This is a genomic window from Hydrocarboniphaga sp. FW305-C-57, assembly GCF_058783045.1.
Map to the genome: position 1 here is coordinate 291,848 of NZ_JBYSYG010000007.1, position 26,706 is coordinate 318,553.

Genomic DNA, 26,706 nt, shown 5'->3' on the forward strand with positions numbered 1-26,706 from the left:
GGCCGCGTCCAGTGTCGGGAGCGCAGCTGAGCAAGGCATGAGCAAGCTTCGCGAACCGCACATACGAAGAGGGCAAGCATGACGCCGGTGACTTATCTGCTGCTGGGCATCAACATCGTGGTCTTCGGCTTGCAGCTGCAGGATCCCCAATCGCTGCTTCCGGGCTACGCCTTGTGGCCGCTCGGCGGCGGCTTCGCGCCCTGGCAGATCATCACCTGCGCGTTCCTGCACGGCAGCGTCGGCCATCTGGCGGCCAACATGTTCGGCCTGTGGATGTTCGGGCGCGACGTCGAGCGCGAGATCGGCTCCGCGCGCTTCGTGAATCTCTACATGGCCAGCGTCGTCACCGCGAGCCTCGCGCAGCTGCTGGTGACTTCGGCGGCTGCCGAGGCGCAGCCCACCGTCGGCGCCTCGGGCGGATTGTTCGGTGTGCTCGGCGCGTTCGCGCTGCTGTTCCCGAGCCGGCGCGTCATGCTGATCTTCTTTCCGGTACCGCTGCCGGCTCCGGTCTTCGTCACGCTCTATGCGCTGTTCGAGCTCTATACCGGCGTAACCGGCACCATCAACGGCGTGGCGCACTTCGCGCACCTCGGCGGCCTCGTCGGTGGCCTCGCGCTGGCCTGGTACTGGAAGGCGCGCAGGACCTGATCGCTTATTATCGTCACTCGTGACAACTAATGAGTGACACCACGCGCGCATGAAAAGAACGGACGAAAGCCAGAACCCGTCGACCGATGCTCCGAAGCGCGGCCGCGGACGCCCCAAGAGTGCCGATGGCGCGATGAGCGGTGCGCTCAGGCAGAAGCTCTATCGGATGCGGCACCAGGCCGACCTGCAGGCGAAAACCCCGGCCGGCATGCGCAAGGCGGCCGAAGCGCAGCTGCGCCGCATGATCCGCAACGATTGCCGGCCCGGCGAGCTCGAAGGCGCCTTGCAGATGGGCTACATGCTCGGCCTGCTGCAGCTCGCCGAGCTGCCGGCCTGGCGCGCCCGCCTAGCCAAGACGCGGACCGATTGAACGCGCCGTGATCGCCGGAAGCTCTCTTCCGATCTGCTGATCGATCCTCCGGTCGACGCGCTCGACGAGCCTCCGACGAGCCTCGTCTCGTGAACGGCGAGAGTCGCAAATACACGCCGGTAACGGCATTTGCTGCGTTCGCGCGCCTGATCAGTACGTTAAGGATCGCGTGATAGACTCGATCGAAACAGCTATTAAGAGCTGTCAAAAAATCCGAACTTAAAAACACGACGAGGGCTGAGCGATGGCGTTCGCTTCAAAGCTGGGTTTGCTGCTGTCTGACGATTCGTCTTCCATCCATCAGCAGTGGCTCAACGAGCTGCGCCAGATCGTCGCCACCGGTGGCGGGCGCATCAGTGAAGCCGCCCTGCATCAGCAAACCACCGAGTTCATGCGCCTGCTCGCCGCGGCCACGCAGGGTGGCAATCTGGCCTCGGCCATGCCGGCCAAGCCATCACCGCTGCGCGATTTTCTTGAAGAGGTTTCGCGCAGCCGGGCGGTACAGGGCTTCAGCTTCGACGAAACCGCCACCTTCATCTTCTCGCTCAAGCGGCCGATCTTCGATTCGATGCGCCGCCTCTACAAGGACGACGCCGCAGGGCTCGCCGAGGACGTCTGGGCGGTGACCGAGCTGCTCGATGCGCTCGGTCTGCACACGGCCAGAACCTACCAGCGCTCGCGCGAAGACGTCATCAATCGCCAGCAGCAGGATCTGCTCGAAATCTCCACGCCGGTCGTCAAGCTCTGGGACGGCATCCTGGCGCTGCCGGTGATCGGCACGCTCGATTCGGCGCGCACGCAGGTGGTGATGGAAACGCTGCTGCAGCGCATCGTCGAGACCGAAGCGGAACTCGCGATCATCGACATCACGGGCGTTCCGACCGTCGATACGCTGGTCGCCCAGCATCTGCTCAAGACCGTCACCGCCATTCGCCTGATGGGCGCCGATTGCATCATCAGCGGCATCCGCCCGCAGATCGCGCAGACCATCGTGCATCTGGGCGTCGAGCTCGGCGCGGTCGCGACCAAGGCCACGCTCGCCGATGCCTTCGCGCTCGCGATCAAGCGCGTCGGCCTCAACGTGACGCGCGCCTGAGTCGTTTGCCATGGAGCGCATTCCGATTCTGCGCATGGGCGAGTTCTTGCTCGTCACCATCCAGGTCGACATGCACGATCAGCTCGCGCTGACCCTGCAGGAAGACCTCACCACGATGATTTCGAAGAAGAACGCCAAGGGTGTGCTGATCGACATCTCGGCGCTCGAAATCGTCGACTCGTTCATCGGCCGCATGATCGCCGACATTTCGGCGATGTCGCGCCTGCTCGATGCGCGCACGGTGCTCGTCGGCATGCAGCCGGCGGTGGCGATCACGCTCGTCGAACTCGGCCTGAGCCTGACCGGTGTGCGCACCGCGCTCAACGTCGAGCGCGGCATGCGCCTGCTCAGGATGGATATGGATTCCTGGGAGGACGTCGATGGCCGTCACCGCGGCTGACGTCGTTCCGGTGCGCTCGGAGCAGGACATCGTCCTGAGCCGCCAGCTCGTGCGCAAGCTTGTGCAGCAGATCGGCTTCTCGCTCGTCGACCAGACCAAGATGGTGACGGCCGCGAGCGAGATCGCGCGCAATACGCTGATCTACGGCGGTGGCGGCGACATGCACTGGCAACTGCTCGACGACGGCGTGCGCAAAGGCCTGCGGCTGAGTTTCGAAGATCGCGGACCGGGGATTCCGGATCTGGGCCTGGCGATGACCGATGGCTGGACCTCCGGCAACGGGCTCGGCAAGGGGCTCACCGGTTCGAAGCGCCTCGTCAACGAGTTCGAATTGCAGACAGCTGTGGGTCAGGGGACCACCGTCACGATCACCCGCTGGAAGTGATACCGAGCCCCATGACTCAGCAGCGTCGCATGGCGATCACGGACGCGAGCGCGATCGGCTCTGCGCGCCGCATGGCCACGCAGATCGCGGTCGAGGCGGGTGCCGACGAAACCCACGCCGGCCGCGTCGCCATCGTCGCATCCGAACTCGCGACCAATCTGGTTCGCCACGGCGGCGGTGGCAGCCTGCTCATACAGGTTCTCGATCAGTCCGGACAGCCAGTGGTGGAACTCGTCGCGTTCGATTCCGGACCCGGCATGGGCGACACCGCGCTGTGCCTGAGCGACGGCTACTCGACGCGCGGTACGGCGGGCAATGGCCTCGGCGCGGTGCGTCGCCTGTCGGTGTTCTTCGACCTCTATTCGCAGCTCGGCAAGGGCACCGTCGTCGTCGCGCGCGTGGCGGTTTCACCGCGTGGCTCGCTGGCGGCCGCCGCCTCGTTCGAACTCGGCGCGGTCAGTGTGGCGCTACATGGCGAGCCGGTCTGCGGCGATGGCTGGTCGCTCGTGGCGAGCGGAGACCACATCGCGCTGATGGTCGTCGACGGACTCGGTCATGGCCTGCTTGCGCACCAGGCAGCGCTGGCCGCAAAGGCCGCTTTCGAGGCGACCCCCTGGCCGCCGGTCGCGAGCTTGCAGCGCGCCAACGAGAAGCTGTCGTCGACGCGCGGCGGCGCGGTGGCCTGCGCGCTGCTCGATCGCTCGCGCGGTGTGCTGAGCTATGCGGGCGTCGGCAACATCAGCGGCACGCTGGTCGGCGAGCGCAACCAGGGGCTGATCTCGCACAACGGCACCGTCGGCGCGCAGATGAAGCGCCTGCAGAGCTTCGACTACGCCTGGAAGCAGAATGGCCTGCTCGTGATGCATTCGGACGGCGTTTCGGCCCGCTGGAAGCTCGACGACTATCCGGGGCTGGCCGCGCGCCACCCGGCGATCATCGCCGCCGTGCTGTTCCGCGATTTTGCGAGAGAGCGCGACGATGCCACGATCGTGGTGCTCAGGCAGGCCGAGGCATGAACGCGGATTCCGACGTCTCGATCGCCGAACTGCGCGAGCTGCTCGCGCAGCGCGAGGTGCAGATCGAGCTGCTCAACGCCGAGCTCGCCGAAACCAATCTCGGCGTCGTCGCCCTGTACTCCGAGCTCGAAGACAAGGCCGCCCAGTTGCGCGATGCGGCCGAGCTCAAGAGCCGTTTCCTGTCCTACATCAGCCACGAGTTCAAGACGCCGCTGAGCTCGATCCGCTCAATCGCCCGCATCCTGCTCGATGAGCTCGATGGGCCGCTCGGCGACGAGCAGAAGCGGCAGGTCGGCTTCATCCAGACTTCGGCCGTAGAGCTCAGCGACATGGTCGGCGATCTGCTCGATCTGGCACGCGTCGAAGCCGGCAAGATCAACATCTCGCCGGCCTGGTTCGAGATGGTCGACCTGTTTTCGACACTGCGCGGCATGTTCAAGCCGCTGGTCGGCGAAACCGCGGTGGCGCTGATCTTCGAAGAGCCCGTCGGTCTCGAGCGTGTCTACACCGATGATCGCAAGCTCTCGCAGATCATGCGCAACTTCATCGCCAACGCATTGAAGTTCACCTCCGAAGGCGAGGTGCGTGTGGCCGCCAAGGCGATCGACGGAGACCGCGTGGAGTTCTCGGTCAGCGACACCGGCATCGGCATCGCGCCCGAATATCAGAGCGCCCTGTTCCAGGATTTCACGCAGGTGGATTCGCCGATCCAGAAGCGCTATCGCGGTGCGGGCCTCGGCCTGGCGCTGTCGAAGAAGTTCGCCGAGCTGCTCGGTGGCGAGGTCGGCGTCATCAGCGAGGTCGGCCGCGGTTCCTGCTTCTGGGTGCGGCTGCCGCTGCGACTCGAAGGCAGCGCAAGCGGGACTGCGGAATGAAGCCCGCGGATTTCACCATCCTGGTCGTCGACGACAATCCGGCCACACGCTATTCGACCTCGCGCGTGCTGCGCGCCGAAGGCTTCAATCTGCGAGAAGCCGGAACCGGCGGCGATGCGCTCAGGCTCGCGGACGAACGTGTCGATCTGGTCGTGCTCGACATCAATCTGCCGGATCTGAGCGGCTTCGAAATCTGCCAGACCCTGCGCGAGCGGCCCGATACGGCGCGCGTCGCGATCGTGCACCTGTCCGCGAGCTTCGTCGACGAAGGCTCCAAGGTCACCGGCCTCAACGCGGGCGCCGACGGCTATCTGACGCACCCGGTCGAGCCGCGCGTGCTGGTCGCCACCGTCAAGGCCTTCCTGCGTGCGCGCAAGGCTGAAGCCGAGCGTGAGCAGTTGCTCGAGAGCGAGCGCGCCGCGCGCGCGGAGGCCGAGCGCGCAAACCGCCTCAAGGACGAGTTCCTGGCTACTCTGAGCCATGAACTGCGCACGCCGCTCAACGCCATTCTGGGCTGGGCCGAAGTGCTGGCGCGGCAGACGCAGGGCGCGGATCAGCGGCAGGGTCTGCAGGCGATCGAGCGCAACGCGCGCCTGCAGGCGCAGCTCATCAACGATCTGCTCGACGTCTCGCGCATCACCTCGGGCAAGATGCGGCTCGACATCGAGCTGCTCGATCTGAATGCCGCGCTCGAAACGGCGATCGAGGGCGTGCACTCCACCGCCGAGGCCAAGGGCGTGCGCCTGGAATTCACCGGCGAGGCCGCGCACGCCGTAGTGCTCGCCGATGGCGCGCGCATCCAGCAGGTGCTCTGGAACCTGCTCTCCAACGCGATCAAGTTCACGCCCAAGGGCGGCAACGTCCGCGCCGAAGTGCACAACGACGAGCATCAGGTTCGCGTCGTGGTCTCGGACAGCGGTCGCGGCATCGAGCCCGAGTTCCTGCCGCACATTTTCGATCGCTTCCGTCAGGGCGAGAGCGGCAGTGCGCGCGCGGCCGGTGGGCTCGGGCTCGGGCTGTCGATCGTCAAGCATCTCGTCGAAATGCACGGCGGCTCGGTTTCGGCGCACAGCAGTGGCAAAGGCGAGGGCGCCATGTTCTCGGTGCTGTTGCCGGCGACCTCGCTTCAGCCCGATGCCGAGCAAGCCGCGACCCTGTCGGTGCAGAGTTCGTTCACGAGCGATCATTCGCTGAGCGGCTTGCGCGTGCTGATCGTCGAGGACGACGACGATGCGCGCCTCCTCGTCGGCCGCGTGCTCGGTGAAGCCGGCGCCGAGGTGCTCGAATGCAGCGAGGTCGACACCGCGCTCGCCCAGCTAGACGAATTCGCTCCGCAGGTGCTCGTCAGCGACATCGGCATGTCGCCGCGTGACGGCTATGAGCTGATTCGCAAGATCCGCAGTTCGGGGCTCGGCGCGGCGCAGCTTCCGGCCGTCGCGCTGACGGCGTTCGCGCGCATGGAAGACCGCCGTTCGGTGCTGCTCGCCGGTTATCAGATGCATCTCGCCAAGCCTGCCGATCCGCAGGAGCTCGTCGCGGCCGTCGCGTCGCTGGCCGGCCGCACCGGAAATCGCAGCCGCTAGAAAAAAAGCGGGCTCGATGGAGTCATGTCCGGTTCCGGCACGCTGTGTCACTAAGCATCCCCGTCGCTCGCGTTTGCTCACGCAATTCGCGCAGGCAAGCGGCGAGCACAGGAGCCAACGACATGGACGCCATCACCGACGCGGTCCACGTTTGCGTGGACATGCAGCGGCTCTTCGATCGCAACGGACCTTGGGAAACACCGTGGATGTCGCGCGTGCTGCCGGTCGTCACACGGCTGGCCGAAGCGCATCCCGAGAAAACACTGTTCACGCGCTTCGTTCCGCCCGAGACACCGCAGCAGGCGCGCGGACGCTGGCGCGATTTCTATGAGCATTGGCGCGACGTCACGCTCGAGCGGCTCGATCCGAAGCTGGTCGATCTCGTCGAGCCCCTGGCCGCGCTGGTGCCACCCGCGACCGTGATCGACAAGCCCGCGTATTCGCCGTTCGAGCGCAGCCGGCTGCAAGCCATATTGCAGGAGCGGGGCGCAAAGACGGTGATCGTGTCGGGTGCCGAAACCGATGTCTGCGTGCTGGCCGCCGTGCTCGACGCGGTCGATCTGGGCTATCGCGTCGTCATCGCGCGCGATGCGCTATGCAGCGCCAACGACGCCACCCACGATGCCCTGCTGACGCTCTACGAGCGCCGCTACAGCCACCAGATCGACCTGGCCGACAGCGCCGAAATTCTCGAACGCTGGCGCTAGTGCCGCTACCCGTTGCGTGCGGGAATGTCGTTTGCTCTTACATTGCTCTCACGTTATCCCGACATTCGATCAAGGAGGATCATCATGTCAGCAACGTCACTCAAGGATCCACGCGAACTCGGCCCCAAGCCTCCGTTCCCGCAACAACCGACGTCGCCTCCGGGCAAGGAAAGGGCGATGAACCCGCCGGCCGATCATGGCGAGTCCGGTTACCGGGCGAGCGGCAAGTTGCAAGGGCGGGTGGCTCTGATCACGGGCAGCGACAGCGGCATCGGCCGCGCGGTTGCGTTGCTCTATGCGCAGGAGGGCGCAAGTGTCGTCATCAACGGCTTGCCCGACGACGCGGAAGACGCCGCCAAGACGGTGGCGACGATCGAGAAGCTCGGCGGCAAAGCGATCGCGGTCAATGGCGACGTCAGTGATCCGGCATTCTGCAAATCGCTCGTGGAGACAGCCGTGTCGGAGTTCGGCAGCCTCGACATCCTCGTCAACAATGCGGCCTATCAGCGCTCCTACGAGAAGTTCGAGGAGATTCCACTCGACGAAATCGAGATCACGTTCAAGACCAACGTGTTTCCGGTCTTTTATCTGACCCAGGCGGCGGCCGCTCATTTGCGTCCCGGCGCCTGCGTGATCAACACGAGTTCGATCCAGGCGCTGTCTCCCACACCGAACCTGCTGTTCTACGCCGCGACCAAATCCGCTATTTCGAGCATGACCAAGAGTCTGGCCGGCCTGCTCGCGGACAAGGGCGTTCGCGTCAATGCCGTCGCGCCGGGGCCGGTCTGGACCCCGTTGATTCCGTCGACGCTGGACCCTGATTTCGTCAAGCAGTTCGGGTCTCACACGGCATTCAAGCGGCCGGCGCAACCGGTGGAGCAGGCCACGCTGTTCGTGTTCCTGGCGTCGGACGATGCGAGCTATGTCACGGGCGAGGTCTTCGGCGCAACGGGCGGACAGACTCCCATCTGAAAATCCCGCGCAGAACGTGGCATCAGAAAAACGGCCGGGGCAGTGATGCTCCGGCCGTTTTCGTTTCGCCGTATTGGGGCGGGGGTGGGATCAGTGGATCGTATCGTCCGATAGAGCTGTCCTGATCTGTTCGCTCATCGGCGTGCGCGGACGGATTGGTCAGATCGGCTGGATTGCTGCTGTCTTGCACTTGGGCCCTGTTTCGGATCGTCGTCGTTCGATGCCAGTCCGCGGCTGACGGTCTTCTCGTTTTCGTCGAGCCGGCGCTCGAGTTCGACTTTGCGTGCTCCGGGTCCGCGATGCTGTTGCTGTGCCATGAGGAATCCTCCTGTCTGCACGAATGGTGCTCGATGCTTCGAGCGAGAAAAAATCAGGCCGCACGGGCAGCGGGGTTCGCAGCCGCTTCGGTCGGCGGCAGTCGCAGCTCCTTGCGATAACGCATGAAGCAGCGCTCTCCGCAGCGCAGACGCATCAGCGCGCCTTCGGCGATCGCGAGGGCGGCTTGCGGATTTTCGGCGACGATGGGGCGGATCGCCTCGCGATTCCAGGCTTCGGAATGGCGCACGTCTAGCCCCGCATGCAAGGTGAAATAGCGGCGCCCTTGCGCCGAAATGCCAAGTCGCTTGAGGCCTTCATCGACCTTGCAGACTCGCGTCGGCGCCGTTAGCTCGACGACGCCCAGTGCACCGATGGACTGGTAGGCATAGCGACGATGAGCCGCCAGCGCCAGCATGGTATTGGCCAGCGCCAGTGCCTCGTGCACCGTGGTTTCGATCTTCGGCTGGAGATCCAGCTCGCGCGCGGTCGCGCTGAGCATGAGGCCATGCATGCCTTCCTCGCGACCGCGGCCCATCTCGTCCCAATAGTTGCGGGCCAGTTCGAGCTTGGGTTGCGGAGCGAGACCGAGCTGCGTCAGCGCCACCAGATCGTCGAAGCCCGCTTCTCCGGCCACTTCCTGGGTCAGGAACCAGCGCATCTGCGCCATAGTCGCTTGCTCTGCCAACCAGGGAAACAGCGCATCTCCCTGTCCGGGCCCGTGCTCGCGCAGCCCTTCGAACCACTTCATGAAGCCATCGACGTCGGTCGGTACGTTCTGCAGCAGCGGGGCGAGCTCGCGTCGCTGCGACTCGATGAGTTCGATGTCCATGCGCCGAAGCTGCATTTCACTCTCGAGCTCGAATTCCCAATCGGGCGTCGGCAGCCGGGCTTGCAGTCGACCGACATTTTTCTGCGCGAGATCGCGGTGGAAACGCTCGCTGCCGATGCGATGCAAGCGCGAAGTGGAATGGATCGGGTTCATGAAGACCTCTCGTAGTAATAATGGGTGCTGCGGCTACGCCGTGGCGTGTTTCACTAGCTTGTCTGCAAGCGCTGTCCATCCCATGAACTCGAATGGCGATCCGCTTCAAATCGAACTCGCCGCCCGGCATCAGGCGCTTTTGCTCGTCGAGGCCAACGAGGGGACGAAGCGCCTGCGGGCTGAAGCCGCGCTGTCCCTCAACGGTGCTCGTGTGACTTCGGTCGGGAACGGCGAGTGGCTCGAAGCGAATCCAGCAGCTGCGCGCTGCATCGACTGCCAAAGCCGCCACGAGCGTCATTACGCCGGTGAGGGGATCAGCATCGGCAGCCAACTGTGAATGGAGACCGGCGCGATCTTGTCGCGTCGACTGCCTTGTCTACTGCCGCAGCACGCTGATGCGGCCGTCGCTTTCGAGCAGACAAAGCCGCACCTCGGCCGGGCTTTCCGCGCCTTGCTCGCGCAAGTGTGAAAGCAGTTCCTCGTCGCTGATCTTGTGCTTGCGCAGAGCGTCTTGCCGCACTTGGCCACCGCGTATCAGCACGGCCGGCGGCGGTTCGGCCACCGGTGTGAACCAGCGGTAGCGATAGGCAAGATGGTCGATCAGGCGATCCCAGAACACGATCGTCGCGATCAGCACGAAGCCCGAGCTGATCGATTCGTAATTGCCGCCCATCGCGTTCTGCGAGGCGTCCGCGAGTATCGTGATCAGCAGCACATCGGCGATGCCGAGCTGCCCGGTTGGCCGCCTGAACAGGCGCAGGATCAGGAACAGAAACCAGTAGGTCAGCGTACCGCGCAAGACCATTTCGGCCACGCTCGAATCCGGAATCATCAGCGCCTGCCAATCGACGCTGACGATTTTTTCGAGCACGGCTCAGGATTTCCGTCTTCGCGGAAACACGGAATCGCCTAATGCGTCTGCGCCTTGTAGGCCTTGATGACGCTCGCGGACGTGTCGTCGCCCACGTAGCGCTCGAAGCTTTCGGCATAGAGGCGCGTCAGGCGTTCCATGGTTTCAGGCGAAGCCTTTTCCTGCAGCTTGCGGAACCAGGTGTGCTCTTCCTCGTACATGTGATGCTCGACGGCGCCCCGGATATGGCCGAGCTTGTCGACATAGTCCTGGCTCATCGGATCGAGCTCGTCGAGCGCCGCGGTTTCGCCCTTGGCTGCGCTCTGTTCCTGATAGGCGAGCTCGGTCCGTAGTTTCTCGCCATGCGAGGCCATGGCCGGATACAGCGTGACTTCCTCGGCGATGGAATGGCCCGCAAGCAGGATCGAGAGCCACTTCTGCGTGGCGCGCCGCTGCTCGGGCGTCCTGGCTTTTTCGACCGCATCGAAGGCTGCTTCGATCTGCTGATGGTGGTCGAGCACCATCGCGAACCAGCTGCCCGGCACCGCCTCGGCGATGGCCTGACGGCGGGCTTTCTCACGGGCATGGCGGGTTTCGGGCGGCGTGACGGCGGATACGATCTTATCGACGATGGACATGGCGATTTCCTTGGTTTGCGAAGTGGACCTGGGTTTTTCGCGTCGAACTTCCTGCGCTGCAGCCTAGGCGAGGGCGCTGAATCGGCGATGGCTTCACGCGGCGCTCCGTCGAACCAGCGATTCCTGATCGACGATGCGATCGATATTGACGAAGGCGATATCCGTCCTGGACGCAGCGCGGTCATCGTCACCTGCGTGTTCTTGAACTCGTCGAAGGCCGACTGCGAAAAGTTAGACGAACGCCCTGGTGCCCGCGTAGACGGCCGGTAAGGAGAGGCGTGATACCCGGGCTCGCTTGCGCCAGCATCACCGTTTGCCGTGAACGAACGCCGATGGCGCGCCGCGCGTTTCGGGTGCTGCGCGCAGTCATCGAGTGCTTTCGTTCAGTCGAAGCTCATTTCGCGCCGGTTATTCATCCTTTCATCATCTTCATATCGCATCACGGAGGAACTGTGCGGGCACTCGTAATCGAAGACGACGTTAAGCTGAGAGACAACATTTCGGGCTGCCTGGCCGAGGCCGGCTTCGAGGTCATCGGTGCGCACGACGGACGCAGCGGCATCGATGTGGCGATCCAAGACGGCATCGATGTCGCGGTGGTCGACGTCGGTCTTCCGTATGTGTCTGGCATCGACATCATCCGCCAAGTGCGGCGCGCGGGGCGTGTGTATCCGGTACTGATCCTCACCGCGCGTGACGGCTGGCAGTCGAAGGTCGAGGGCCTCGAGGCCGGAGCGGACGACTATCTCGTCAAGCCGTTCCAGAAGGAGGAACTCGTCGCCCGCGTCAAGGTGCTGCTGCGCCGTTCAAACACGCAGCCCAAGTCGGTTTTGCAAAGCGGTCCGTATGCGCTCGACACCGCCGCGAAGTCGGTCAGCGTCAATGGCCAGCCCGTGGAACTCACGAGCTACGAGTACAACCTGCTCGAGCATCTGGTCACGCACGCCGGCAAGGTGCTTTCCAAGGATGCGCTGTCCAACTTCCTGTACGGCGGTGACGAAGAGCGCGACAGTAACGTGATCGAAGTCTTCGTCCGTCGTCTTCGCAAGAAGCTCGATCCCGACGGTACGATCGCTCCGATCACCACCTATCGCGGATCGGGCTACAGCTGGGGAGTCGAACGTCCGCAGGACGAACGTACGGTGGACAAGATTTCGGGTTTCATGGCCAAGGCGGCCGTTTGAGCGGGACGACCGCTTAAATCGCAGCATTGGTTGAATCGGAAAAGGCCGCTCTTTCGAGCGGCCTTTCTTGTTGGAGTTCGTAGTCGGACTTCGGCTCGGTCACACCCGTGAGCGGAACATGGCGCGAAGGCGGATCGGGATCGACTTTGCGGCGGGCACCTTGCTGCCTTCGGCGTGATGCCAGAGCGGGATCAGCGCATTGAGCTCCGGGTAATAGCCCGCGCAGCAACCCGACGGAATGTCGTAGGCGACGACCCGTAGCCCGGAGACTTCACGCGTGATGTCGTCGGCAGACCAGGTGCTTGCGGTGACCACATCCGCATCGGTCAGACCGAGCCGCGCGATGTCGGCGCTGTTCATCAGCAGCACCATGCGCGTCCCGACGATGCCGCGAAAGCGATCGTCGTAGCCGTAGACGGTGGTGTTGAACTGATCGTTGCTGCGCAAAGTGATCAGGCGCAGAACTTCCGCGCGCCCGTCGAGCGGCATGTCCGGATCGGTGTCGAGCGATTTCGGCGCGATGAAGTTGGCCTTGCCGCTGTCGGTCTTCCATTGGCGCTCTCGTGCCGGCAACGGACGATGGAAGCCGCCGGGCTCCCACAGGCGATCGTTGAAATCGTGGAAGATCTCCGGATACGTCGCGGCGATCGCATTGCGCACCTTGGAGTAGTCGCTGCTCCAGGCGGCCCAATCGACTTTCGGGTTCGGCGGCAGCGTCGCCAGTGCGATGCCCGCGACGATCGCGGGCTCGGACTTCACGAGCGGGCCTGGCGGCTCGACCTGTCCACGCGAGCCATGCATGCAGCCGGTGCTGTCTTCCACCGAAACCACCTGCTCGACGCCGTTCTGGCGATCGATGTCGATGCGCCCGAGGCAGGGCAGCAGGTAGGCGATCTCGCCGTGGATCACGTGGCTGCGATTGAGCTTGGTCGCGATCTGCACCGACAGCCGCAGGCGGCGCCAGGCCGGCTCCATCACCTGCGTATCCGGAATCGCGCGCATGAAGTTTCCGCCCAGCGAGAGAAAGGCGCGCACCGAACCGTCGAGCATGCCTTCGCAGGCTTCGACGGTGTTGAGTCCCTTGTGCATCGGCGGCTCGAAACCGTAGAGCTCGCGCAGCTTGTTGTTCGGCACCATCTCGGGCTTTTCGGTGATGCCGACGGTGCGCTGGCCTTGCACGTTCGAATGCCCGCGCACAGGACAGACGCCCGCACCGGGCTTGCCGATCATGCCGCGCAGCAACAGCAGGTTCACGATCATGTGCACGTTCTGCACGCCGAGCCGATGTTGCGTGAGGCCCATGCCGTAGACGCCGATGACCTTGTCGGCCTTGGCATAGGTGCTCGCGGCCTCCGTGAGCGCGGCGCGCGAGAGTCCGCTTTCGGCTTCGATCTCGTCCCAGCCGGTGCGGCGCACGCAGTCGGCGTAGGCTTCGAATCCTTGCGTGTGCTCGGCGATGAAATCGACATCGAGCACGCGCGGCTCGCCGGCGGCTTTCGCGGTGTCGTCGAGATCGAGCAAGACCTTGCTGATGCCCAGTATCGCCGCGGTGTCGCCGCCGGCCTTGACCGCGTGATACTGCGAGCTGATGCGTGTGGCCGGCGCGCCGAGCATCTGCAGCGGCGATTGCGGATTGCGAAAGCGTTCGAGCCCGCGTTCCTTGAGTGGATTGAAGGTGATGATCGGCACGCCGCGCTGCGCAGCCTGCTGCAGATCGTGCAACAGTCGCGGACTGTTGCTGCCGACATTCTGGCCGAAGAACAGGATGCAGTCGGTCTGGTTGAAATCCTCGAGCGTGCAGGTGCCCACGGGTACGCCGATGCTCTGCGGCAGACCAACCGATGTGCTTTCGTGGCACATGTTCGAGCTGTCCGGCAGGTTGTTGTTGCCGTAGAGCCGGGCCAGGAGCGCCCACATGTAGGCGGTTTCGAGCGAGGCGCGGCCCGATGCATAGAACACCGCACTTCGCGGATCGAGAGCGCGCAGCTCGGCGCCGATTTCGGCGAAGGCCTGTTCCCAGCTCACGGGCAGGTAGCGATCGCTGCTCGCATCCCAGCGCAAGGGCTCGGTCAGGCGGCCCTGCGCTTCGAGCTCGTAGTCCGACCACTGCTCGAGTTCGCTCAGGCGATGCTGCTCGAAGAACGCCGCACCGACGCGCTTCGGCGTGATCTCCCAGGCTGTCGCCTTGGCTCCGTTCTCGCAGAACTCGAGCGCGTGCGGCTTGGCCGGTTTGGCCCAGGCGCAGCTCACGCAGGCGAAGCCCCTGGGGCGGTTCTGCTCGACGAGGGTTTTAGCACCCTCGATGTAGACACGCTCGTGACGCAGGATCTGGTTGACCGATTTCGCCGATCCCCAGCCGCCCGCAGGGCCGGAGTAGGGCTTGAACGAGGGCTTGCGCGTCTTGCCGGGCATGGATATCAGCCCCGGACCGGACAGCCGCTGTGCTCGCGCCGAAAGCGCGTCGACATTTCGCAGGCCGGACGCCGCGCCCGCATGAGCATGGTCTCCACGAGTTCGGCGATGACCTGCTGCTCGTCCTCGCCGGGCTTTTCGAGATCGTCGCTGTAGAGAATCGGGAGCGTGGCTGACGAGCCGTCCATGAGGCTCTCCGCGGAGCATGGAATGAGCGCTCACGGTAGAAGCGGAGAACAGGACCGCGCGTGAATTCAGCGGCCTTACGGGACCTGGAAGCGTCGATGACGGAATCGACACCGGGGTTTCGAGGATCGATCGGTCGGTTTCGCGGCCGACACGGGTGGTTTCGTCGATTTACACGTCGGATCAGACAGCTGACACCTTGGTTTCGTCGACCGACACGTCGAATTCACCGGCTGACACCACGGTTTCGTCGTCTGACGTGTCGGATTCACGGGCTGACACGAAGTTTTCGTCGACTGACATGCCAAATTCTTAAGCTGACACGAAAGATTCAGCGACTGACACCCCGAATTCATCGACTGACATCGACGATCCGTCAGCTGCTTGCCCTGTAGTGAGGAAGGAACGACCCCGAGCGCCGGCTTCGCTCAATGAGCGGATTCCATCGCTTGCCGAGCGGCGTAGTAGGCGGCGACGTCGTCGATGTCGGCGTCTTCGAGCATCGAGGCGACCGGCCGCATGAGATGTTCGCGGTCACTGCCACCACGTCGCTGCTGCTTGAACAGCCGCAGCTGCTGCGCGAGATATTCCGCGGGCTGGCCCGACAGCATCGGAATCCGCGCGCTGCGTGGATGGTTCGGCTCATGGCAGCTACCGCAGACCGGTACGCGGCGATCGCGCAGGCCTTCGAGTGCGATGCGCTCGCCGCGCCGTGCATCGCCGGTTCCAGCCTCGCTCTCGACGAGTTTCGCAGGCAGCGCGGCGTAATGGTCCGCGAGTTGCCGCAGCGTGCCGTCCGACAAGCCGGCGAGCGCGGACTGCATCGCGCCACCGTATCGTCGGCCCGCTGCGTAGGCGCGCAGGCTTTCGAGAAGATAGGCCTGCGTCTGTCCGGCCAGCCGCGGAAACGCGCCGTCGCGCCCGTTGCCGTCGTCGCCGTGGCAGCGTGCGCAGACTTCGATCGTGTCGCGCAGATCGTCGGGCGCGGCGACCGGCGCGCGTTGCTGCGAAGAGCCGAACACCAGTTCGTCATAGGTTTCGCTCCGCATCGAGCCGAGCGCGCGCAGGAAGATCACCATGTCCCAGACCTCGTCCTCGCGGCTCGCGGCGGGCCAAGCCGGCATCGCGGTGTACTTGACACCCTCGTGCACGATCCAGAACAGCTGCTGATCGCTCCATTCGGCGACTTTGGGAGCCAGCGAAGGCGTGGGCGGCGTCATCGCGAGCGAGAACGGCGCCTGCGGACGACCCGGAGCGCCGTGGCAGAGCACGCAGCTCAGTTCGTAGGCCCCGGCGCCGCGCAGCAGACGCTGGCGCGTGGCGGCGGGCGGCTCCTCGGCCGGCGCTCTCATCGCCACCGAACGCTGCATCGTGTAATGCAGGAACCAGTCGGTGATGCGCCAGTGTCCGTTGCTTGCCGCAATCGGCACCAGGCCGGAGGCTGCGGTGAGCAAGGCGAGCGCAGCCGCTACGAACAGCGCCGCCACGGCGAGCAGGCCGAGCCGCTTCGACGGCTTTTCGGCGAGCCAGAGCAGCAGCGGTCTCATGCGTGCAGCCCGAGAGTGGACGGCGGACGCAGCAGGCCCGCGAGCAGCCACAGCGCACCGATCGCGTAGCTGATGCCGCCGGCCAGCAGCATGATCACGCCGCCCAGGTGCTGGTCCTGCAGGGCGTCGAGACCGCTGCCCGCAGGATGCGCGTGCTCATGCGGATACAGCGGGCGCGGCGTCAGCGCGAGCAGGGCGCCGAGCAGGGTCATGTGCATCGAGGTCATCAGCAGCCCGGCGATGCCGCCGCCCGCGCGCAGGCGCCGCGTCGCTCGCTCGCCGCCGCAGGCCGACAGCCAGACGAGCAGGCTCGCGAACAGGAACGAGCCTTGCTCGAGCGTCTTGCCGCCGGCGCTGTGCCGGGCGAAATCGTGCAGCGCCGGCGCATGCCAGGCCCAGACGATGACGAGTTCGAGCGCCGAGGCGGGCAGCGGTGCGAGCAGCCAGGCCCAGCGCATCGCGGGATCGAAGTGCGAGCCCGCGAGGCCGATCGCGAGCAGCGGCGCGGCGACGGCAACCACGCTCATGTGCATGAACATGTGTGCGGTGAAGGCCGGCAGCGGGTCGAGCAGGCTCGTGCACCAGACCAGCGCGAGCACGCCGCATCCGCACAACCCGGCAGCGAGCCTCATCCGCATTGCGCGAAGAACAGCGCGGGCAGGGCGACGAAGATCGTCGCGAGGGCGGACAGGCCGCTCAGCAGCACGGTGGCGAAGCCGAGCGAGCGGTGGCGATCGAGCGCAGTGGGTTCGTCGAACGGCAGTTCGCCCGGAACGCGCCGATGCCGGCGCAGGCCCGAGCGCGCGGTGAGCGCGATGCCGATCAGCGCGAGCAGCGTGTAGACGACGATCGCCCAGCGTGCGGGCGCCAGCGTGGCCGTGAGCCCGGCCTTGGCGCACCAGACCGAGGCGGTCAGATAGCAGGCCAGGAAATGCAGGGCCCAGAGCGCCGGTGCGACGGTGAGCCGCCAGAGGCTCTCGCGATGCTCGGGCAGATGATGCGCGTGCGGATCGGGCCTCACGAGAGCTCCGGGAAGCCGGCGATCACGGCCACCGTGACGAAGATCGTGATCGCGAGGAAATGCCAGTACAGCGTGACGTTGTGGATGTCGATGTCGTAGCGCGCGCTCATGCGTTTCGCTGCGCGTCGGGCGATGCAGTACAGCAGCATGATGAGCCCGAGCGCGATGTGTACGCCGGCCCAGATCACCATGAGCCAGACCACCGCCGCGTAGACATGCGCGCTCGGATCCATGTCGTGGCTCAGCGGGCCCGCGAGCAGGGCCGCGAAGCCCGCGAGGCTCAGCAGCGCGGCGGTGATCATCGCGGCGTAATACGCGGCGGCGCGATCGGCCGCGTTGAAGCCTCGTGCGGCGACCACGAGCCGCCAGGCGCTCAGCAGGCAGGCCGCGCCCGTGAGCGGCCACAGCAGGCCCGGGCCCGCGATGTCGCGTGGCGGAAAGTCCGCGTGCAGCGTCCAGTAGAAGAAATAGCCGAACACCAGGCTCGCGAACGCGGTCATGTCGCCGACCATGGTGATGAACATCGCCCACCAGCCGGCCGAACTCGGGCCCGAGACGTAGATCGGCAGGCGCAGCCCGCGACCGACGTCTTTCTCGTCCTGCTCGGGGATCAGCGCGGTGCCGGTCCACAGCCAGTACAGGATGCTCGCGAGTGCGAGCACGGCGCTGATGCCGGCCGCCCACCACCAGTGATAGGTCGTGAAGATGAAGACGCCGCCCGTCGAGGCGGCCGCGGCGATCGAGATCGCGGTCGGCCCCGGTGTGCGCAGGCATTGCACCGGCTGCGCGTCGATGGTCGTCGTCACGAGCGTTTCGCGCTTGCCTTCGGGCGCATCGGCCAGATACCAGCGGCCTTCGGCGACTTCGCGCGCGAGCGTCGGCTGATCCCACAGCGGATAACGGCTCTCGATCTCGGGAATGCTGCGCACGCCCCAGTCGCGGTTCGGAATCGGCTCTAGCCATTCGAGCGTGCCGGCCTTCCACGGATTGTCGGGCACCGGCTTGTGCTTGCGTCCCCAGGGCCAGAGCATGTCCCAGACGAAGATCGCGATGCCGAGCGCGAGCACGAACGAGCCGATCGTCGACACGAGATTGAGCGCATCGAAGCCGATGCCTGGCGCATAGGTGTAGACGCGCCGCTGCATGCCCGCCAGGCCGGTCACGTGCATCGGCAGGAACGCGACGTTGAAGCCGACGAACATGAACCAGAACGCGATCTTGCCGAGCCGCTCGGACAGCAGCCGGTTCGCCGCGATCGGAAAGAAATAGTGGAACGCGGCGATGATCGGAAACACCATGCCGCCGATCAGCACGTAGTGCAGATGCGCGACGACGAAGTAGGTGTCGTGCGCCTGGAAGTCGAACGGCGCGAGCGCGACCATCACGCCGGTCAGGCCGCCGAACACGAAGATCGCGAGCGCCCCGGCGACGTAGAGCATCGGCACGCTGCGCACGAAGCCGCCGGTCAGGATCGTCGCAAGGAAGCAGAAGATCTGCACGCCGGTCGGAATCGCCACCGCCTCCGAGGCGGCGCTGAAGAAGGCCAGCGAAATGCCCGGCATGCCCGTGGTGAACATGTGATGCACCCACAGGCCGAAGCTGATGAAGCCGGTGCCGACCGCCGCGAGCACGATCCAGGTGTAGCCCACGAGCGGCGTGCGCGCGAAGGTCGGCACGATCATCGCGACGAGCCCGATCGCGGGCAGGAACACGATGTAGACCTCGGGGTGGCCGAAGATCCAGAACAGGTGCTGCCAGAGCAGCGGATCGCCGCCACCCGAAGGATCGAAGAACGGCCAGTCGAGCAGGCGTTCGAACTCGAACAGCAGATCGCCGACGATCAGCGGCGGAAACGCGAACAGGATCATGCCGGCGACCACGAGCAGGTACCAGGCGTACAGCGGCATCATGTGGATGCGCATGCCGGGCGGCCTGCACTTGAGGATGCCGACCATCAGCTCGACTGCGGCCGCGATGGAGGCGATTTCGATGAACGAGAGCCCGAGCATCCAGATGTCCGGCCCGAGCCCCGGTGAATACTGCGTCGCGAGCGGCGGATACATGAACCAGCCGCCGTCGGGCGCGGCGCCGAAGAAGATCGAGCCGCAGACGAATACGCCGCCGATCAGAAAGCTCCAGTAGCCGTAGGCCGACAGGCGAGGGAAGGGCAGATCGCGCGCCATCAGCATCTGCGGCAGGATCAGGATCGAGAAGGCTTCGAAGATCGGCACCGCGAACAGGAACATCATCACCGAGCCGTGCAAGGTGAAGGCCTGGTTGTAGGTTTCGGCCGACAGAAAATCGTTGCCGGGCAGGGCGAGCTGCACGCGCATGAGCAGCGCGAGCACGCCTGCGAACAGAAAGAACGCGAAGGCCGTGAGCGTGTACCAGACGCCGACCTGCGAGTTGTTGACCGACAGCCAGTAGCGCCAGCCCTTGGCCACTTCCCAAACCGCCTGCAAGCGCGATTCTTCGGCGCGCTGGCGTTCGAGATCGGCGGCGTCGGATGCGCTCATTGCAGGCGGCTCAGGTAGTGCGCAATCGCCTCGATCTCCTCGGGCGGCAGCATCGCGTAGTGCGGCATCAGCACGCCGGGCTTGGCCTGCGCGGTGTGGGCGATCCAGCGGGTCAGCGCAGCGTGCTCCATCGGCAGGATGCCGGCACCGAGGCTCAGCCGGCTGCCGACATGCGTCAGATCGGGGCCGATGAATCCTTGCGCCTGCGTGCCTCTGATCGTGTGGCAGGCCCCGCAGCCATTGGCGACGAAGGCCTCGAAACCTTGGCCCGACCGTGTGACAGCGGGCTCGGCCTGCGCTTGCCTCCAGCGCTCGAACTCGTCGCGCCGCAGGACCACGGCCTTGAACAGCATCTGCGCATGCGCGGTTCCGCAGTATTCGGCGCAGACGCCGTTGAACACGCCGAGCTGCGTCGCCTTGAGCGAATAGCGATTGCGTCGGCCCGGAATCATGTCGAGCTTGCCGCCGAGCGACGGAATCCAGAACGAGTGGATGACGTCCGGGCTCACGAGCTCGATGTCGATGCGCTCGCCGAGCGGCAGGCGCACTTCATTGGCGGATTCGAAGTTCGTGCCGTCGGCGAACCGATATCGCACGCGCCACCACCAGCGCTCGCCCGAGACTTCGATGCGATCGGCCGATGGATCACGCGCAGGCGCATGCAGGCCCGGCATCGTCGACAGGCCCCAGATCAGCAAGGCCGTCAGCACGATGCTCGGAAACGCCACGCCGCCGCCGATGACCCAGAAGCTTACGTGGCGGCCGTGCCGACGATCGGGCCGCAGCAACATCGCATAAAGCGCCAGGCCGATGACGATCGCCCAGATCAGCGCCGCGCCGGCGATCATGATCCAGAACTGACGGCCTATCGTCGCCGCGTCCTCGCCGGCGTGAACGAAGCTCGACTGAGGGCCGTCGCATCCGCTCAGCAGCAGCGCGAGGCACAGCGGGGCGCAACGCGTCGCGCAAGGTCGGCAGGCAGCCAATGCCGGTGGAATCCATTCCATGTTTCGGGCTCGCAGGCGAACCCGCATGATGCCCGCCGAAGCTGTCTGACCGCCTAACCGCTGCCTTGGAGTCGCCGCGCGTGGCGCGGGCGGTGTGTCGTACGGCTAGGCTTTCTGCAGGCTGCGAACCATGCGCGCGTGTTCGCGACGATAACGCTTGGCCAGGCGCGCCTTGAGCGCATCGTCGAGGATTTTTCCCGAGGCCTGGAAGAATTTCTTCTCTTCTTCGCGCAGGTGATGATGCACCTTGTGTGACAGCTGCTTGGCGGTCGCCATCCACGAGGCGCCCGAATGATCCGTGACTTGCAGGTCTTCGACGAGCTCGTCCATCTGGTGATGCTCGTGAAGCGCATGCCGGGCGGGCGACAGTCCGCGATCGTCCATCAGGATCGGAACGTACAGATGCCGTTCCTCGGCGGCCGCGTGAGCCGCGAGTTCGATGCGCAACGCGGTGAAAATCGACAGCCGGTCCGCCGTATGCGGTTTGGACCGTAGCAGCTGGCGACACAGGGCACGCTGCCGTTCGTGGCTCTCGCGAAGCGCATCGAATATCGATTCGGTCATCGAGTGCACCGGAAGTTTGGGAGATGTCTGCACCTTCGATGCACGCATGATTTCCTCGTTCATCAAGCCCGTAATGCCGCAATCAGAAAGCCAGAGCGATGACTCGTGTCTGAACATTGTCCAGCATCGGTTCAATCGACCACGAGCGCGCTAACATTGCGGTGAAATCAACTGCGAGCTTGTTCATGCCAGCGTTCAACGTCATTACGGTCGGCGGCACCATCGACAAGGTTTACTTCGATGCGGCGAGCCAGTTCGAGATCGGTGATCCGCAGATTCACAGGGTGCTGGCCGGCGCGGGCGTCGACGATTTCGTGGTCACGCCGCTCATGCGCAAGGACAGCCTGCAGATGGACGATGCCGACCGGGAGGCCGTCAGACAGGCCGTGCTCGCCAGCGCCTGCGATCGCGTGCTCGTGACGCACGGAACCGACACCATGGCCTTGACGGCCCGGCATCTCGGGGATGTCGGAACCAAAACCGTCGTCTTCACCGGTGCCATGCAGCCGGCGCGTTTTCACGAAACCGACGCCATCTTCAACATCGGCTTCGCACTTGGAACGCTGATGAGCGCAGAGCCTGGCGTCTACCTGGCGATGAACGGCCGGGTATTCGATCCGCACAAGGTGCGCAAGAACCGCGACGAGGGCCGCTTCGAGGAACTCGGTTGATCGATGATGGTTGAGCGGGCGCTTAGCCGAATATTCGTAACTAGTGACGATAAAGATTGGAAAAATGCCCAATTTCATAATGTCCGATAATTAAACCTATCGACCATTATGAAAGTCGGATAGACTGAGCGCAGACCGCATTCAAGCCCTTCATGCCATGACAACTTCCGAACAGAGGCTGGTTCTCGCCGCTGAAAACGATGATCGCGTCGAGTTCATCGCATCGGCGCCGCCCGCGCTGATCGGCGAACGGCTCGCCGGCGCCATCCCGTTCTTCCATGGCTATGCGCCGAACACTCGCAGATCGCTGATGGCCTGCTGGAGAGTCTGGGCGGAGTTCGCGCTTCAGGAAGGCATTCCGATCTTTCCGCCGACGCTGGATCACATCGCGAGATTCCTGCTGGCCGGTATCGCCAACGGACGAAAACGAGCCACCCTCGAGCAGTACCTGTTTGCGATCGACCAGCTGTTTCAGTACGCGGATATGGAAAACCCGATGAAGTCCAAAGCTGGCCGGATGCTCTGGAAACAGCTGCAGAACGATCACGGGCTCGACGAGGAACAGAGCAAGAAGCAAGGCCTGCAGCTCGAGGACCTCGAGCGGATCATGGCGGTGGTTTCGGGCGACGAGCCGAGTGCCGTGCGGGACCGCGCGCTGTTGCTGGTGGCTTACGAGTCGATGACCCGCCGCTCAGAAGTCGCCGCCATGAAGGTCGAGAAACTGGAATTCAAGCGAGACGGCTCCGGTGCCATCAAGCTCGGCAAGACCAAGACCGATCAATCCGGCAAAGGCGCGCGCTTGCCGCTCACCGCCGAGGCGATGAGCCACCTCGATGCCTGGCTCAAGCTCGCCAATATCAGCGACGGGCCGATCTGGCGATCGGTTCCGGCGCGCTGGAGCGGCAAGCGTCCGCTGCTGAAGCCTCTGGAAGCGCGTGAAGTCGCGCGGATACTCAAGCGCCGGGCCCAGCAGGCGGGACTGAATCCGGCGGTGTTCGCCGGCCACAGCACCCGCATCGGGGCTGCGGAAGACCTCGTCGCGGACGGCGCGACCGATGCGCAGGTGATGCAGGCCGGCCGCTGGAAGTCGTCAACGATGGTGGCCCGCTACACCAAGCATCTGCGTGATAGCGACAACGCGATGATGCGGTTCCGCGCCAAGCGCGGCCGGCTCGACGGCGAGTCGTAATTCCAAAACTTACTTGTTGCGGGATTTCACGGGCTCGTCTTGCGGCTCTCCGGGTGGTCCGGCTGCCCGTGAACTCTGGGCGATGCGCAGAGCTTCCTTGGGCTTCAGGCCCAGCGCGAGCAACACGTGCTCGACGATGTGTTCACCCATCGGGCCCGGTTCGGCGCCTGAGTTGACGCTGCGCATGCCGGCCAGAATCGAGCCACCGACGACGTTTCGCGCGGCGATCGGATCGCGGAACGTCATGCGGCCGCTCTTGTGCGCCTCGTCGAGGATGTCGGGAATCAGGTTGGTGAGCTTCTCGGTCGTGCGATGGGTTGCATCGACGAGCCGCAGCACCGCGGCGCCCCACTCCGGCTCGTCGGCGATCAGCTGAAACGCGGACTTGATCACGATGGCCAAGCGTTCGGCGGTGTCTTCGACGCGCTCGCAATCGCGCCAGACCGGCCCGTTGATGCGCTCGACAAGCTTCACGGCCGCCGCTTCGATCAGCTCGTCCTTGCTCTTGAAGTAGTTGTGGACGGTGCCGCTGGCCACGCGGGCCTCGTCGGCGATCTCCATGAAAGTCGTGAGGATCGCGTCCTTGCGCGAGAACACGCGCGTGGCCGCTTCGAGCAGCTCCTCGAGGGTTCGGGCCCGTTTCTTGTGCCCGCGCGTCAGCGGTTCCGCCATCGCGATTTCTCCTTAGATTTCAGGGCGATGTTCATGTCAGCTCCGGCCCACTGAGCGCGGTATCGAGTGTTGCTATGCGGCGTTACCGACCGCGGATATTGGACCGAATTAATATCCATCATATGTCCATGTTTATACGAAACTTTTGGCTCTAGCCTTGCGGCCTAGGACTTTACTTGCTGGGCGGAAATCTGGGCTAGAACCGCTTTCGAGCGCAGCTTGTAGCTGTTCCTCTTCGCGTCACATAAGGACAGAACAGGCGCTGTCACTCCGGGCGGCAGTTCCTCCTAGCCGCGTACGAGTCTTTTGTTAAAGATCCAAGCAGTTGTTGGATCTGCCGCTGATCACAAATGGGGAATAGACATTCTGCTATTCCTGATTAACTTCTGCGCCGGTAACTGCGCCCCATTTATTTATCGTTAAGCTCTTCGCCCTTGTCTGCGGTCGATAAGCATTTTTCAGGATGCCAAAAGCCGCGCCGGGCTCCTGTTAGCACCTTGATTTACGGAGCTTTCTCGATGGGGCCGACACCTACGGAACAAACCCTAGTCTTGGCCCGGGATGCCACTGATCCGATTGAGATCATGGAGTCTGCAACCCCTGAAGGCATCGGAGTCAAGCTCGCCAGCGTCATTCCATTTTTCAATGGATACGCCGCGAACACGCGACGCTCACTTATGGCGTGCTGGAAAATATGGGCGGAGTTCGCACTTCAGGAGGGAATTCCGATTTTCCCACCGCGAATTGATGACATCGGACGCTTTCTACAGGCTGGGATCGCCAAAGGCCGCAAACGAGCGACGCTTGAGCAGTATCTATTTGCGCTGGACCAATTATTTCAGTTTGCCGGCGCCGATAACCCCATGAAGGCTAAGGAAGGCCGGATGATGTGGAAGCAGTTGCAGAATGAGCATGGTCTCGAGGAAGAACAGTCGAAAAAACAAGGGCTGTTATTTGAAGATATTGAGCGAATCTTGGCCGTTGCCATCGGAGACGAGCCGAGCGCGGTTCGAGATCGCGCACTGCTGATGGTCGCTTACGAATCGATGACCCGACGCTCGGAAGTGGCCTCGATGCGTGCGGAGAAACTCGAATTTAAAAGGGACGGATCCGGGGCTATTCGGCTGGAAAAACAAAAACCGACCAGTCCGGCAAAGGGGTGCGCCTTCCGCTCACTGCCGATGCGATGACGCATCTACACGTCTGGCTCAGGCTAGCCAACATTACAGAGGGCCCTATTTGGCGTGCCGTGCCTGCCCGCTGGACAGGCAAGCGACCTCTATTGAAGCAGTTGGAGGGACGTGAAGTCGCGCGCATCATCAAGCGACGAGCAGCTCAAGCTGGGCTGAATCCTGCTGTTTTTGCAGGTCACAGTCCCCGAATCGGCGCCGCTGAAGATTTGGTGGCGGATGGCGCAAGTGACGCGCAGGTAATGCAAGCTGGTCGATGGAAGTCGACAACGATGGTCGCGCGATACACCAAACACCTGCGTGATCGCGACAACGCCATGATGCGATTCAGATCTAAGAGGAAATCAGAGGTTTGATGTGGCGGCCGTGCTGGCCGCTGGATCGGGCCTTGAATATCCGAGTGGTGTCACGGAATGCCGGCTTGAAAATTTCTTTTAAAATCAATATTATGTGTCCGACAAATGGCATTGTCGGACACATTAAATTAGGATCGATTTCGCATCCAGAACGCGCGAATGACCATGCCAAGTCCAACTCAGATCGACGACCGCTCACAAACCGTCGCCGAACTCCTGACCTACACGCCTGACCATGCAGTCGATCGACTGCGTGTGCTCGCTGACGATCTGCAGATTGCTTATGCGCCGAACACGCTCAAAAGCTGGCGCGCGGACTGGCGAGTCTGGACTGACTTCTGTGTGCAGCACGGCTACTCGTCGTTGCCAGCATCCCTTGTCGTTCTTCGCGAGTTTCTTCTTGATCGCATCAAGGCTGGGCGTAAACGCGCGACCATTGAGCATTACCTGGCTACGCTCAATGTAGTTCACCGACTTGCCGAGCTGCCGACACCGATGGACACCATGGAAGCCAAGCTGATGTGGCGCGGCTTGAAGCGCGAGTACCTAACATCTCGCCAACGTCAGGCAAAAGGTCTCACGATGGAGGCCATCGAAACGATCCTGGAGACGCTCGATTTCACGAATCCACGAGACATTCGGGACGCAGCGCTGGTGAGCCTTGCGTTTGAAACGATGTTTCGGCGCTCCGAGCTCATTGGGCTTCAGCTCGAGCACTTGAGCATCGAGTCAGATGGATCAGGCCGCATTTTCTTGCCGCACAGTAAGACCGATCAGGAAGGCGCAGGGCATCTGCAGTATGTGTCACCTGAAACTGTTGAATTGATTCAACAGTGGCTCGACGTTACTGGCATCACAGCTGGTGCAATCTTTCGGTCGACGCCAAGATCGAATAAAGCGAATCGCTATGACACACCTCTTTCCGACCGTGACGTCGCTCGGATATTCAAGGCCCGAGCCCTGGCTGCCGGACTCGATGCAGAACTGATCTCAGGCCACAGCACGCGTGTCGGGGCTGCTCAGGATCTAGTGGCTGCCAACTTCAGTAGTGCTGAAATCATGCGCCAAGGGCGCTGGAAAACCGAGCGAATGGTGATCAGATATAGCGAGAGTTTGAATGCGGCGCGCGGCGCTATGGCTCAGTTAAAGAAGCGCCGAAGGACTGCTGACCCGAGCAATCGTTAGCCCCCCCTGCCGCTTCGATTCCCCTTTAACGCAGAATCCAACCGAGCGCGCACGTAGGGAGAGTTGCGTGCCCACTCGGCCAAGGGCGCTGCGCAAGCGGACGCTGATACAGGATCATGGCGGGGACCAGGCACTGGCCGACACGATGGTTGCGCCAAACGATTCG

31 protein-coding genes are annotated in these 26,706 nt (G+C 63.8%); 18 read left to right on the forward strand and 13 right to left on the reverse strand.

Features of this window, described 5'->3' with window-relative positions:
- Nucleotides 1–78: 78 nt before the first annotated feature.
- The 10 genes from AC3WUM_RS16170 (at nt 79) to AC3WUM_RS16215 (ending at nt 8,052) form a co-directional block, all read left to right on the forward strand.
- Nucleotides 79–648 (forward strand): rhomboid family intramembrane serine protease, encoded by a 570-nt coding sequence (locus AC3WUM_RS16170; RefSeq protein WP_492411344.1) that lies wholly within the window; start codon nt 79–81, stop codon nt 646–648.
- 49 nt (nt 649–697) lie between these two features.
- The gene (locus AC3WUM_RS16175; RefSeq protein WP_492411345.1) at nt 698–1,018 is read left to right on the forward strand and encodes a hypothetical protein; all 321 of its coding nucleotides are present in this window, start codon (nt 698–700) and stop codon (nt 1,016–1,018) included.
- A 244-nt stretch (nt 1,019–1,262) separates the two neighbouring features.
- Nucleotides 1,263–2,114, forward strand: coding sequence for an STAS domain-containing protein (locus tag AC3WUM_RS16180; protein ID WP_492411347.1), 852 nt, complete (start codon nt 1,263–1,265; stop codon nt 2,112–2,114).
- A 10-nt stretch (nt 2,115–2,124) separates the two neighbouring features.
- Nucleotides 2,125–2,514 (forward strand): STAS domain-containing protein, encoded by a 390-nt coding sequence (locus tag AC3WUM_RS16185; protein WP_492411348.1) that lies wholly within the window; start codon nt 2,125–2,127, stop codon nt 2,512–2,514.
- A complete protein-coding gene (locus tag AC3WUM_RS16190; protein WP_492411350.1) occupies nt 2,495–2,899 on the forward strand; it encodes an anti-sigma regulatory factor in 405 nt (134 codons plus the stop codon). Before AC3WUM_RS16185 ends, AC3WUM_RS16190 begins: the two co-directional genes overlap by 20 nt.
- Nucleotides 2,900–2,910: 11 nt before the next feature.
- On the forward strand, nt 2,911–3,915 hold the full coding sequence (locus AC3WUM_RS16195) for an ATP-binding SpoIIE family protein phosphatase (RefSeq protein WP_492411351.1): 1,005 nt from the start codon (nt 2,911–2,913) through the stop codon (nt 3,913–3,915).
- Nucleotides 3,912–4,790 (forward strand): sensor histidine kinase, encoded by an 879-nt coding sequence (locus AC3WUM_RS16200; RefSeq protein ID WP_492411353.1) that lies wholly within the window; start codon nt 3,912–3,914, stop codon nt 4,788–4,790. Before AC3WUM_RS16195 ends, AC3WUM_RS16200 begins: the two co-directional genes overlap by 4 nt.
- Nucleotides 4,787–6,373, forward strand: coding sequence for an ATP-binding response regulator (locus AC3WUM_RS16205; RefSeq protein WP_492411354.1), 1,587 nt, complete (start codon nt 4,787–4,789; stop codon nt 6,371–6,373). The genes AC3WUM_RS16200 and AC3WUM_RS16205 overlap by 4 nt, the downstream gene beginning before the upstream one ends.
- Nucleotides 6,374–6,495: 122 nt before the next feature.
- The gene (locus tag AC3WUM_RS16210) at nt 6,496–7,080 is read left to right on the forward strand and encodes a cysteine hydrolase family protein (RefSeq protein WP_492411355.1); all 585 of its coding nucleotides are present in this window, start codon (nt 6,496–6,498) and stop codon (nt 7,078–7,080) included.
- 84 nt (nt 7,081–7,164) lie between these two features.
- Nucleotides 7,165–8,052, forward strand: a complete 888-nt coding sequence (locus tag AC3WUM_RS16215) for an SDR family oxidoreductase (protein WP_492411356.1) — start codon at nt 7,165–7,167, stop codon at nt 8,050–8,052.
- A gap of 134 nt (nt 8,053–8,186) precedes the next feature.
- Here the strand turns inward: AC3WUM_RS16215 and AC3WUM_RS16220 are convergent, their stop codons facing one another.
- Nucleotides 8,187–8,369, reverse strand: a complete 183-nt coding sequence (locus AC3WUM_RS16220) for a hypothetical protein (protein ID WP_492411357.1) — start codon at nt 8,367–8,369, stop codon at nt 8,187–8,189.
- Nucleotides 8,370–8,422: 53 nt separating this feature from the next.
- Nucleotides 8,423–9,352: an iron-containing redox enzyme family protein gene (locus tag AC3WUM_RS16225; protein WP_492411358.1), complete on the reverse strand. Its 930-nt coding sequence runs from the start codon at nt 9,350–9,352 to the stop codon at nt 8,423–8,425.
- Here AC3WUM_RS16225 and AC3WUM_RS16230 point away from each other — a divergent pair.
- Nucleotides 9,351–9,689, forward strand: coding sequence for a hypothetical protein (locus tag AC3WUM_RS16230; protein ID WP_492411360.1), 339 nt, complete (start codon nt 9,351–9,353; stop codon nt 9,687–9,689). The two genes, AC3WUM_RS16225 and AC3WUM_RS16230, sit on opposite strands and share 2 nt — an antisense overlap.
- Nucleotides 9,690–9,728: 39 nt before the next feature.
- Here AC3WUM_RS16230 and AC3WUM_RS16235 read toward each other — a convergent pair whose 3' ends face one another.
- The gene (locus AC3WUM_RS16235) at nt 9,729–10,223 is read right to left on the reverse strand and encodes a DUF421 domain-containing protein (protein WP_492411362.1); all 495 of its coding nucleotides are present in this window, start codon (nt 10,221–10,223) and stop codon (nt 9,729–9,731) included.
- Between the two features lie 38 nt (nt 10,224–10,261).
- Nucleotides 10,262–10,840: a hemerythrin domain-containing protein gene (locus tag AC3WUM_RS16240; RefSeq protein WP_492411364.1), complete on the reverse strand. Its 579-nt coding sequence runs from the start codon at nt 10,838–10,840 to the stop codon at nt 10,262–10,264.
- An 87-nt stretch (nt 10,841–10,927) separates the two neighbouring features.
- On the opposite strand from AC3WUM_RS16240, the gene AC3WUM_RS16245 reads away from it, so the two are divergent.
- Complete coding sequence (locus tag AC3WUM_RS16245; RefSeq protein ID WP_492411365.1) at nt 10,928–11,110, forward strand: hypothetical protein; 183 nt, start codon at nt 10,928–10,930, stop codon at nt 11,108–11,110.
- A gap of 182 nt (nt 11,111–11,292) precedes the next feature.
- On the forward strand, nt 11,293–12,024 hold the full coding sequence (locus AC3WUM_RS16250) for a response regulator transcription factor (RefSeq protein ID WP_492411367.1): 732 nt from the start codon (nt 11,293–11,295) through the stop codon (nt 12,022–12,024).
- A 99-nt stretch (nt 12,025–12,123) separates the two neighbouring features.
- On the opposite strand, the gene AC3WUM_RS16255 is transcribed toward AC3WUM_RS16250, so the two are convergent.
- The 8 genes from AC3WUM_RS16255 to AC3WUM_RS16290 form a co-directional block, all read right to left on the reverse strand.
- Nucleotides 12,124–14,436, reverse strand: a complete 2,313-nt coding sequence (locus AC3WUM_RS16255) for an FdhF/YdeP family oxidoreductase (RefSeq protein ID WP_492411368.1) — start codon at nt 14,434–14,436, stop codon at nt 12,124–12,126.
- Between the two features lie 5 nt (nt 14,437–14,441).
- Nucleotides 14,442–14,624: a hypothetical protein gene (locus AC3WUM_RS16260; protein ID WP_492411370.1), complete on the reverse strand. Its 183-nt coding sequence runs from the start codon at nt 14,622–14,624 to the stop codon at nt 14,442–14,444.
- Between the two features lie 426 nt (nt 14,625–15,050).
- Nucleotides 15,051–16,169 (reverse strand): c-type cytochrome, encoded by a 1,119-nt coding sequence (locus AC3WUM_RS16265; protein ID WP_492411372.1) that lies wholly within the window; start codon nt 16,167–16,169, stop codon nt 15,051–15,053.
- Nucleotides 16,166–16,768 (reverse strand): cytochrome c oxidase assembly protein, encoded by a 603-nt coding sequence (locus AC3WUM_RS16270; protein WP_492411374.1) that lies wholly within the window; start codon nt 16,766–16,768, stop codon nt 16,166–16,168. Before AC3WUM_RS16270 ends, AC3WUM_RS16265 begins: the two co-directional genes overlap by 4 nt.
- 29 nt (nt 16,769–16,797) lie before the next feature.
- Entirely contained in the window at nt 16,798–17,190 is a 393-nt protein-coding gene (locus tag AC3WUM_RS16275; protein ID WP_492411376.1) for a hypothetical protein, read from the reverse strand.
- Nucleotides 17,187–19,706, reverse strand: a complete 2,520-nt coding sequence (gene ctaD / locus AC3WUM_RS16280; RefSeq protein WP_492411378.1) for a cytochrome c oxidase subunit I — start codon at nt 19,704–19,706, stop codon at nt 17,187–17,189. The genes AC3WUM_RS16275 and ctaD overlap by 4 nt, the downstream gene beginning before the upstream one ends.
- Nucleotides 19,703–20,713: a cytochrome c oxidase subunit II gene (gene coxB / locus AC3WUM_RS16285; protein ID WP_492411380.1), complete on the reverse strand. Its 1,011-nt coding sequence runs from the start codon at nt 20,711–20,713 to the stop codon at nt 19,703–19,705. Before coxB ends, ctaD begins: the two co-directional genes overlap by 4 nt.
- 105 nt (nt 20,714–20,818) lie before the next feature.
- Complete coding sequence (locus tag AC3WUM_RS16290; protein ID WP_492411382.1) at nt 20,819–21,277, reverse strand: hemerythrin domain-containing protein; 459 nt, start codon at nt 21,275–21,277, stop codon at nt 20,819–20,821.
- A gap of 185 nt (nt 21,278–21,462) precedes the next feature.
- On the opposite strand from AC3WUM_RS16290, the gene AC3WUM_RS16295 reads away from it, so the two are divergent.
- Nucleotides 21,463–21,948 carry an asparaginase domain-containing protein gene (locus AC3WUM_RS16295; RefSeq protein ID WP_492411384.1) on the forward strand — a complete coding sequence of 162 codons (486 nt, stop codon included), beginning with the start codon at nt 21,463–21,465 and terminating at the stop codon, nt 21,946–21,948.
- A gap of 157 nt (nt 21,949–22,105) precedes the next feature.
- Nucleotides 22,106–23,137: a site-specific integrase gene (locus AC3WUM_RS16300; RefSeq protein WP_492411385.1), complete on the forward strand. Its 1,032-nt coding sequence runs from the start codon at nt 22,106–22,108 to the stop codon at nt 23,135–23,137.
- A 9-nt stretch (nt 23,138–23,146) separates the two neighbouring features.
- Here AC3WUM_RS16300 and AC3WUM_RS16305 read toward each other — a convergent pair whose 3' ends face one another.
- On the reverse strand, nt 23,147–23,809 hold the full coding sequence (locus tag AC3WUM_RS16305) for a TetR/AcrR family transcriptional regulator (RefSeq protein WP_492411387.1): 663 nt from the start codon (nt 23,807–23,809) through the stop codon (nt 23,147–23,149).
- A 584-nt stretch (nt 23,810–24,393) separates the two neighbouring features.
- Here AC3WUM_RS16305 and AC3WUM_RS16310 point away from each other — a divergent pair.
- The 3 genes from AC3WUM_RS16310 (at nt 24,394) to AC3WUM_RS16320 (ending at nt 26,540) form a co-directional block, all read left to right on the forward strand.
- The gene (locus AC3WUM_RS16310; RefSeq protein ID WP_492411389.1) at nt 24,394–24,999 is read left to right on the forward strand and encodes a tyrosine-type recombinase/integrase; all 606 of its coding nucleotides are present in this window, start codon (nt 24,394–24,396) and stop codon (nt 24,997–24,999) included.
- Nucleotides 24,996–25,355 carry a tyrosine-type recombinase/integrase gene (locus AC3WUM_RS16315; RefSeq protein ID WP_492411390.1) on the forward strand — a complete coding sequence of 120 codons (360 nt, stop codon included), beginning with the start codon at nt 24,996–24,998 and terminating at the stop codon, nt 25,353–25,355. The genes AC3WUM_RS16310 and AC3WUM_RS16315 overlap by 4 nt, the downstream gene beginning before the upstream one ends.
- A gap of 159 nt (nt 25,356–25,514) precedes the next feature.
- On the forward strand, nt 25,515–26,540 hold the full coding sequence (locus tag AC3WUM_RS16320) for a site-specific integrase (RefSeq protein ID WP_492411392.1): 1,026 nt from the start codon (nt 25,515–25,517) through the stop codon (nt 26,538–26,540).
- Nucleotides 26,541–26,706: the final 166 nt, after the last annotated feature.

Coding starts and splice junctions, on each gene's coding strand:
- AC3WUM_RS16170 (WP_492411344.1), top strand. CDS start 79: ATGACGCCGGTGACTTATCTGCTGCTGGGCATCAACATCGTGGTCTTC.
- AC3WUM_RS16175 (WP_492411345.1), top strand. CDS start 698: ATGAAAAGAACGGACGAAAGCCAGAACCCGTCGACCGATGCTCCGAAG.
- AC3WUM_RS16180 (WP_492411347.1), top strand. CDS start 1,263: ATGGCGTTCGCTTCAAAGCTGGGTTTGCTGCTGTCTGACGATTCGTCT.
- AC3WUM_RS16185 (WP_492411348.1), top strand. CDS start 2,125: ATGGAGCGCATTCCGATTCTGCGCATGGGCGAGTTCTTGCTCGTCACC.
- AC3WUM_RS16190 (WP_492411350.1), top strand. CDS start 2,495: ATGGCCGTCACCGCGGCTGACGTCGTTCCGGTGCGCTCGGAGCAGGAC.
- AC3WUM_RS16195 (WP_492411351.1), top strand. CDS start 2,911: ATGACTCAGCAGCGTCGCATGGCGATCACGGACGCGAGCGCGATCGGC.
- AC3WUM_RS16200 (WP_492411353.1), top strand. CDS start 3,912: ATGAACGCGGATTCCGACGTCTCGATCGCCGAACTGCGCGAGCTGCTC.
- AC3WUM_RS16205 (WP_492411354.1), top strand. CDS start 4,787: ATGAAGCCCGCGGATTTCACCATCCTGGTCGTCGACGACAATCCGGCC.
- AC3WUM_RS16210 (WP_492411355.1), top strand. CDS start 6,496: ATGGACGCCATCACCGACGCGGTCCACGTTTGCGTGGACATGCAGCGG.
- AC3WUM_RS16215 (WP_492411356.1), top strand. CDS start 7,165: ATGTCAGCAACGTCACTCAAGGATCCACGCGAACTCGGCCCCAAGCCT.
- AC3WUM_RS16220 (WP_492411357.1), bottom strand. CDS start 8,369: ATGGCACAGCAACAGCATCGCGGACCCGGAGCACGCAAAGTCGAACTC.
- AC3WUM_RS16230 (WP_492411360.1), top strand. CDS start 9,351: ATGAAGACCTCTCGTAGTAATAATGGGTGCTGCGGCTACGCCGTGGCG.
- AC3WUM_RS16225 (WP_492411358.1), bottom strand. CDS start 9,352: ATGAACCCGATCCATTCCACTTCGCGCTTGCATCGCATCGGCAGCGAG.
- AC3WUM_RS16240 (WP_492411364.1), bottom strand. CDS start 10,840: ATGTCCATCGTCGATAAGATCGTATCCGCCGTCACGCCGCCCGAAACC.
- AC3WUM_RS16245 (WP_492411365.1), top strand. CDS start 10,928: ATGGCTTCACGCGGCGCTCCGTCGAACCAGCGATTCCTGATCGACGAT.
- AC3WUM_RS16255 (WP_492411368.1), bottom strand. CDS start 14,436: ATGCCCGGCAAGACGCGCAAGCCCTCGTTCAAGCCCTACTCCGGCCCT.
- AC3WUM_RS16260 (WP_492411370.1), bottom strand. CDS start 14,624: ATGGACGGCTCGTCAGCCACGCTCCCGATTCTCTACAGCGACGATCTC.
- AC3WUM_RS16265 (WP_492411372.1), bottom strand. CDS start 16,169: ATGAGACCGCTGCTGCTCTGGCTCGCCGAAAAGCCGTCGAAGCGGCTC.
- ctaD (WP_492411378.1), bottom strand. CDS start 19,706: ATGAGCGCATCCGACGCCGCCGATCTCGAACGCCAGCGCGCCGAAGAA.
- coxB (WP_492411380.1), bottom strand. CDS start 20,713: ATGGAATGGATTCCACCGGCATTGGCTGCCTGCCGACCTTGCGCGACG.
- AC3WUM_RS16290 (WP_492411382.1), bottom strand. CDS start 21,277: ATGACCGAATCGATATTCGATGCGCTTCGCGAGAGCCACGAACGGCAG.
- AC3WUM_RS16295 (WP_492411384.1), top strand. CDS start 21,463: ATGCCAGCGTTCAACGTCATTACGGTCGGCGGCACCATCGACAAGGTT.
- AC3WUM_RS16300 (WP_492411385.1), top strand. CDS start 22,106: ATGACAACTTCCGAACAGAGGCTGGTTCTCGCCGCTGAAAACGATGAT.
- AC3WUM_RS16305 (WP_492411387.1), bottom strand. CDS start 23,809: ATGGCGGAACCGCTGACGCGCGGGCACAAGAAACGGGCCCGAACCCTC.
- AC3WUM_RS16310 (WP_492411389.1), top strand. CDS start 24,394: ATGGAGTCTGCAACCCCTGAAGGCATCGGAGTCAAGCTCGCCAGCGTC.
- AC3WUM_RS16315 (WP_492411390.1), top strand. CDS start 24,996: ATGACGCATCTACACGTCTGGCTCAGGCTAGCCAACATTACAGAGGGC.
- AC3WUM_RS16320 (WP_492411392.1), top strand. CDS start 25,515: ATGACCATGCCAAGTCCAACTCAGATCGACGACCGCTCACAAACCGTC.